Raw genomic sequence first — 5,643 nt, forward strand, 5'->3', positions numbered from 1 at the left:
CAGGCCCAAGGCCGCAAGAAAATGGATTGTGCGGGCCGATTGTCGGCCCCCGAAGAGGTCGAGCATCCAAGGCGCCGCGGCGTTCATCGCCGGCGACATCGTGAGCCCGGTGAGGACCATCAAGGGTCCAAGAACGAGTATCACCGCAAGGTAACTGAGCTTCTGAAGCACGTTGTAGTGCCGTGCCTCCTCGCCCTCGGAAAAGCGCAGGCGCGCATGTTCGATGACCGTCTGCGGGATGTGGCGGATCTGCCGGCGGGTCGGAACGAGGCCACGCCGCAAATGTCCGGTCGCCAGCGAATAACCAATATAGACCAGCCCGTTTAGCACGAAGATCCAGACGAAGGTGAAGTGCCAGTGCCGCATTGAAAGCCATTGCGAACTCGGCAGTGTCGCCCACGACGGAAAGGCCCGCGCCCCGCCGGCCGACAACCCCAGGACGCCAGTCGTCTCGAACATGTATTGGTCGAGGATGCGGACAGCTCCAATCTGATCACCGGCCTCGGATGTCTCGGGGCCGATCACCAGAAACGGGTTTTCGAAGTTTGACACGCTCCCCCAGTAAAGGGCCGGATGCGCGTTGAAGATCTGAAGCCCGCTCATGAGCAGCACGAGAATGCAGAACATGTTGACCCAGTGCGTGAGCCGGATCGGCAGTGGGTGGCGGTAGATCCGCATACGGCCCCGCCGTGCGGACCCACCGGTCTCGGGGTCGTCCTCCGGAGCAGGCGGCCCGGTTCCCCTCAACCGAACTGCAGGAAGCGATGAGCCGTGGTCGGACCCTGTCACGCCTGTTTCCTTGCCCCGTTTTCGTCATTGTTGCCAAACACACCAAGGCTGCGATTGTTCCGGCTGCTACGACGACGGCACTGCGGTTGGTCGTTCTGAAGTTTCCCCGAAGTAGGCGCTGATCAGCAGTCGTTCACGTAACAGAAGGCGATCGGACGCGCGCATAAGCGCATCGCTCCTCGATCGTCTCAGCCCCACGATCTGCGGAGCGCGCCCCTCGGCCAGCAGCTTGGACCCCGTCCGGGCGAAGCGCTGCAGCGGCACGATCGTCGTTGCCGCCAACTCGCAGTCGTCGGGAAAGCTCGATCGCCCAATCCACCTTGACCCCACTCCCGTCTTCGAAAGGTGCTCGCAATTGCGGCAGGGCACCTCTCCCGCCTGCAAACGGCAGCTTCCCGTTCCGATGTGGACGAACGGCAGGTCGAGCACCTGCCGCGGTAGCCAGCCCGGCCTGCGGTTCTTCCGGAGGCCGGTCGTCTCGTCATTCCGGCATGCCGAAGGCGGTGACGGTGTTTCTACCGCCGGCCCAGTCGCCGAAGAGCGCAGGCGCACCGGTGCTGACGAAAACGCGGCCGTCATCTGCCCGGACCGAGCTGATGATGGGGCCGGGCGTTTCGGTGCTCCACACCTCGCTGCCGTCCTGGGCGTTGTAGGCGCGCAAACTGCGGTCGAGCGAGCCCAGAAAGTACACATTACCCGACAAATACCCTGCCGCATTGATTTCTGCAGGCTGAGCTTTGTCGTTGACCCACAGGTGACTTCCCGTGGCGGGATTTAGCGCCTTGATCGAGGCCGGGTGCTGCTCGGGCGGCGCGGTGTGGATGTAGCTATTGTTGCTCCACGCTATGATGCGATCCCCGCCGATCGAGGCCTCGCCATGAATGCCCCCGTCCACGCCGCCATAGCCGATGGAGGTGGCCCAGAGCGGCTCGCCCGTCGATGCATCCCAGGTATGGAAGATGCCACTCTTCTGCCCGGCGCCCACAAGAAGCCGAGGCTGCCCGTCGATAACCGCCGTGAAGAGCTGTGGGCCGCCAGCAAAGTCGTAATCGGGACCTTCGGGCATTGCCATCGTCCAAACGTCATGCTCCGTCGTCTGGTGCGCCCACTTGATCTCGCCGGTGCGCGCATCCACCGCAACGATGGCGTCTGAAAGCTCGGTGGCTTCGCCGGTGTAGTTGTTGCCGGTGGTGAAGTAGAGCGTGCCGCTCATAGGGTCTACGGCGAAGGAACTCCAGACCGCTACTCCGTTATGCGGCTCCTCCACAAGCTGGGTTTCCCAGACTATTTCGCCTGTGGCGGCATCAAGCGCCAGCACCTTGCCGCGGAAGTTCGGCTCGAAGTTTTCCATCATGGCCGTGAGCGGTTCCTCAACCGATTGCAGCCCGATGAACAGGAGTCCGTCCCACGTCATCAGCCGCGACTGATTTCCCGCGTGCTCGTCCTCCGCAATCTCCGTCTGCCACAGGACCTCGCCGGTCTCCGCGTCGAGTGCATAGGCGGTTCCCTCCACGCTGGCCTGATAGACGCGATCGCCATCGGTGGCCCCGGTTCCGGCAAAGCCGTGCCACGGCCATTGAGTCATCGGCTCCGCAATCGTGTTCTGCCAGAGTACCTCACCGGAGGCGGCGTCAGCAGCGTAGACTGTCCCGCCCCAGTCGGCGAAGAAAATCCGGTCTCCCTCGATGAGGGGGACATGCGAGATCGGGTGTTCGCTCTCGACAGACCAGATCTGCTGAAGCTGGCCGACGTTGTCGAGCGTGATGGCGCTGTCAGTTGTGTCGGCGTTGTGGTTGGCGAGAACCCGGTCCATGTCCTCGGGAGCGGGCTCGGTAGCGGTCAATTCCTGGAACACGCCAGAACTCTCGGCCCCGGCCTCGAACTCTACCATGGTGATGATGCCGTCGGTGTCGGTGTCCCACGTGATAGGGCCGAGGTCGACCGCCTGCTCTCCAAAAGAGGAATCGATGCCTGCGTCCCACTCCTCGACCGTCAGGATGCCATCCTCACTGGCCCACAATGCGAACAATTCTCCGGCGGTCTGTTGCGCCCACAGAGGTTGCGCAGACGCCGTGACGAGCAGCATCGCTGTCGTCAGCCAAAGGTTTTTCATGTAGATTTCCTCCCAGATAAAGTTGTTCAACCAGAATGGCGAGGATGTCAGGGAATACCGAGCGACAGACTCCCCGCATGTTGTTGAACCAGCACCAGAGGGAGATGTTCCCCTACGTCGATACCGGCCTAGGAGCCAACGCGGCCGGAAGCGTTATCTCAGGGGCGATATTGTCTGGATCTCTGCCCTTCAAGCCAGCTTGCCGTTTTTTGCGACAGCAGTGGCTGTTAACCGCTCCTGACGAATGATGACTGACGGAGGAGGACGGCACCGGTGTTGCTGTGAAAACCTGGTGCCGTCCAGAAGTGGCTTGTCAGGGCCCGCTGAATGAGGAGACGACGGCTTGGCCATCCACCATTACGGGTGTGTCCACATCGGTCATCTCAGGCCCGAAGTCGTAGGTGCCGTTGCCGTTGCTATCGAGGTGGAGCATAGCGAGGTAGTCCTCACCGTCTGCGAACGGGAAGTTGATGGTGATCTCAACGTTCTCGTTCACCCCTGCGCTGACGGCCGCATGGCCGATCGACTCGGGTACGACTGGCTGGCCATCGAGCACGGTGTGAATGACTAAAAAGCCATCCCGCTCCGCCACCACCTGCGGGACGGTGACCGTGTCGCCGTCGATCGTCACGCCCTCGGCCACAATCATCGGAGTCATCAAGCGTTCCGTAGCTGCGTCGGCCGTGCCTGCGTCCGCAGTACCAGTTACCCGCCAGATCACACCGGTGCCGGGAACTTCGTTGTAAGGCGGACGGCCCTGCTCGGTAAGCGACATGTCGATCTCCACCACACCATAGTCTACGATGTAGAGAGCGCCGTCTGGCCCGAACTGCACGTCGAACGGTCGGTCGAGGCCTTGACCTTGGGCGTCTTGGCCAGAAGCGGGACCAGGTTGCATATTAGCGACGAACGGCGTGATTTCACCGGTCTCGGGATCGACTGAGACCACCCGAGAACCGACTGGCTCCTTGCCTCGCAGAGGATTGGTCGGAGGAGCAAGGTCACCCCACTCGGCCACGAGCACATGGCCCGCGAGGTCGCCCCAGGCAGGAGGCACCACATCAATCATGGAAGGCGACGAGTTGAAGGGGTGCAACGCAACCAGAAGCCCAGGATCAGGCGGCGTAAGCCCACTTGCCTCATGGTCGATGACGAAGCCCAGATCCTGTCCAACCGACTCGCTGTTGATGAAGACCTCCGCCATGAACTCGTCAGGAGCGTTGAACCGTTCTTCGGTCAGCGGCTGAAGAGCAGCCGAGAAGTCCGGCACCCCGTACCAAGCGCCATCCCGGACGCGGTAGAGCGGATCACCCTCGTCCTGCACAGGGCGGGCGCCGCGGATGTCATAGCCGTTCTGGGCCGCGTACATATCGCCTGTGGCGGGGTCCCACGCGATGCCGAGGAGATTTCGGAAGCCCCAGGCCACGGGTGTAATTGTCTGCTCGGCATTGGCGGGGTCAAAGGCCAGGATCGATCCGCCGCACTTGTTGTCACCCTCAATGACTTGTCCCGGCTGGGTCTCGGTCCCAAAAGGGACATAGGCGCCAGTCATTGTCATGTCGTCGGGGTCATCCTTGGTCATGGGATTCGGCATCTGGAAGTTACGGCCAGTCAGGGTGATGTCTTGGCAGGGGACCGGATGCAATTCAGGGCTCAGCATGACCCACGGGGCAATTGAGGTATCGACAACTCCAGAGTTCCCAGCTGCACCAACGGTCACATACATCCGACCATCCGGGCCCACACGAATGTCATTTATCTGGTGCTCGGCTTGACTGTCGATGAGGCCGTCGAAGACGCGCGTAACCTCCCCGTCGAGCGTCACGCGGGACACTGCGCCCGTCAGGTCGTCGGCATCGCGATGGGTCAGGTAAAAGGCACCGTCATGCCAAACCAAGCCTACCGCCGCGGTGAAGACGCCCTGGCCAGTGAGGTCGACCACCTCCGAAGTATTGCCTTCCTCAATCTGCAGGATACGAATCGGCTCCTTCACAGCAGGATAGAGCGCCCCACCCGCCTCGAGCACATACATTCGACCGTCGTCGTCCCAGGCCAGAGCAGTGGGGAAATTGAGCCCGTCGACGACTTTTTCAATCTCGTATCCGTCCAGCAAGTCCAATATGAACTGCGCCTGATCGCCGGATGCGTCTTGAGCCGCGGCAGGGGCGGGCACGAAATGTGCTGCCAACAAAGCGACAGCGGCAGATTTGCCTAGTAGACAGGCGGTTGGCCGTAGATGAAGCATGGATCTCACTGGATATCTCCTCTGTTATCAGTTCGGCTTGGCCTCCAACATGTGAATCGTTTGGAGAAGTGGTGCAGTCGTTTTTTGAAGTACGGCTCTCATATCGACGACGCCATCGCGTGAAATCTCCATCGACCCCTCTCTTGTGGATCATATGATCCCTAAATCAGCCGCCGAACCCAGTTTAACCACGCAGCATCACTGAGGTTCCTTCTTGACAACTCATCCCACGATTCCAGTCGCCGCAGGATGAGCGACGGGGGCTGGGTCACCTGCACGGTGGCCTTCTATAAGCGCACAAAAGGCGTGCGTCATAGACTTTGAAATTGGCGTCCCAGACTCGTCGGGTCCCGGAGCGCAGCGTTGCGTCCCTTCGTTGTATCGCCGAGTCTTTGGAAGGGTCGGCACGGATGGCCAGATGCGCGCAAAGGGGCGATCGGCAGATCCCGGCAGATCGGCCTGACCCAGTAGATGGTGCGATATACGTGGATAAACT

3 protein-coding genes are annotated in these 5,643 nt (G+C 61.2%); all 3 read right to left on the bottom strand.

The annotated features are described in order from the left end of the window. The coding region (locus tag ACOI1H_RS23240) for a cytochrome b/b6 domain-containing protein (protein WP_422440530.1) at positions 1 to 678 on the bottom strand (678 nt) is incomplete at its 3' end. Between the two features lie 592 nt (positions 679 to 1,270). Further along, positions 1,271 to 2,902: a PQQ-binding-like beta-propeller repeat protein gene (locus ACOI1H_RS23245; RefSeq protein WP_422440531.1), complete on the bottom strand. Its 1,632-nt coding sequence runs from the start codon at positions 2,900 to 2,902 to the stop codon at positions 1,271 to 1,273. Positions 2,903 to 3,215: 313 nt separating this feature from the next. Then, positions 3,216 to 5,075, bottom strand: coding sequence for a PQQ-dependent sugar dehydrogenase (locus ACOI1H_RS23250; protein WP_422440533.1), 1,860 nt, complete (start codon positions 5,073 to 5,075; stop codon positions 3,216 to 3,218). Positions 5,076 to 5,643: the final 568 nt, after the last annotated feature.

The sequence above is a fragment of the Loktanella sp. DJP18 genome, from assembly GCF_049310965.1.
Classification (GTDB): domain Bacteria; phylum Pseudomonadota; class Alphaproteobacteria; order Rhodobacterales; family Rhodobacteraceae; genus Loktanella.